Consider the following 1466-nt stretch of genomic DNA (forward strand, 5'->3'; position numbering starts at 1 on the left):
TATGGAAAAATTGTGAGCGTAAACTTAACACCAGCTTGCAGTTTATTCATCTGGCCTTCATGGCACTGATACTCAGAAGATCATAAACAGATTCTAAGGGGCTATAAATTGTTAGCGGATGTTATGCAGGGCGTCAAATTCGTTAACGGCGTTAAACAAAATGGAGATCGAAAACAGGTAGCCGCTTGATTCTCTATACACCAGATTTGACAATAGCTCATTTTTAACCACTACAGCTTGAAATGCGCTATCAGATAATTCGCTGGATATTAATCCAGCTTGTCTCGGTATTGGTAATTGTTACTGCTGCAATTATCATACTGGGCGAGATTGTGACTGGATCGGCACCTACTGCCGTGGAGACCTTGCTCCCGGATTTCCCGGTGGAAGCGATCCAGATCCCTGTGAATAATGATTATGTTGTACATGGCTGGCTGGCACGTGGGATAAACGGGCATGGTGCCGTTTTGCTTGTACACTCGATGCGCAGTAACCGGCTTGAAATGCTGGGCCGTGCGAGATTTCTCAATAGCCTAGGCTACCATATACTCATGATCGACCTGCAGGCACACGGAGAGACGCCGGGAGATCGCATCACCTTCGGCGCGCGCGAGTCAGCAGATGTCGCTGCTGCAGTAACCTATCTCCGGGACACTTTTCCGCATGATTGCATCGGCGCCATTGGCGCAACACTTGGCGCAGCAGCTATTGTGCTGGCTGATCCTCCGTTGAAACTCAATGCCATGATACTAGAATCATTACACCCCACTTTCACGGAAGCAGTTGCAAATCGGCTTAGATTGCATTTGGGTGAATTTGGGGAAAGCCTTCAGTTTCTGCTGCTTCCTTATTTTTCCTTTTTGCTTGAGCTGCCGGTGGATAACTTAAATCCCGTCGAACGGATTGGCAACCTCGCCGTTCCCGTGCTGTTCATCACGGGAACGCTTGACGAACATACAACTCAGTCTGAAGCAAGAAGGCTGTACGACGCAGCGCTGCCTCCAAAGGAGCTCTGGATTGTCGAGGGTGCGGGTCACTATAATATGCATACCTATGCAGGTGAAAGTTACGAAGAACATATCGCTGATTTTCTTTCGATTTATCTGCAAAGACGATAATTCTTAGAACTCATTCAAACGCTTTTTGGCAGGATTGCCAGAAATGCCAAATGAATGAACTGTAAGCTGGTATTGAGCAATCGCTCACAGTTTTTCCACAGCCGCCGATTCTTTTCTAGCCACACGAAACTACGCCCCATAATCCATATGACCTTAGATGTTTAGTCCCACGGTGTGCTGGAATGGATCAAAGATAAAACGATCTGGCTCATTTTTCCAGATTTTGCAGATGTATTCATAGGGTGTTAGGCCTTTGAGAGCTTTTAGTCTTTTGGCGAAGTTATAAGCCATCACAAAGCGATGGAGATGGGCCTTCAACTGATCGTGTGAGTCGTAATAATACCGTTT

General features: G+C 46.6%; 1 protein-coding gene and 3 pseudogenes. 2 read left to right on the plus strand and 2 right to left on the minus strand.

Annotation, left to right across the window (positions count from 1 at the left end; all coding sequences use genetic code 11):
* Together C8R14_RS13275 and C8R14_RS13280 are read left to right on the plus strand one after the other, a co-directional pair.
* Positions 1-86, plus strand: a pseudogene (locus tag C8R14_RS13275) (IS5/IS1182 family transposase); the annotation flags it as partial.
* A 156-nt stretch (positions 87-242) separates the two neighbouring features.
* The gene (locus tag C8R14_RS13280) at positions 243-1118 is read left to right on the plus strand and encodes an alpha/beta hydrolase (RefSeq protein WP_011635387.1); all 876 of its coding nucleotides are present in this window, start codon (positions 243-245) and stop codon (positions 1116-1118) included.
* A gap of 14 nt (positions 1119-1132) precedes the next feature.
* On the opposite strand, the pseudogene C8R14_RS13285 reads toward C8R14_RS13280, so the two are convergent.
* Positions 1133-1264 (minus strand): annotated as a pseudogene (locus C8R14_RS13285) (IS5/IS1182 family transposase); the annotation flags it as partial.
* A 7-nt stretch (positions 1265-1271) separates the two neighbouring features.
* A pseudogene (locus C8R14_RS13900) lies at positions 1272-1466 on the minus strand (IS481 family transposase); the annotation flags it as partial.

It is taken from the genome of Nitrosomonas eutropha, from assembly GCF_003201195.1.
In the GTDB taxonomy this organism is placed as follows: Bacteria; Pseudomonadota; Gammaproteobacteria; order Burkholderiales; family Nitrosomonadaceae; genus Nitrosomonas; species Nitrosomonas eutropha.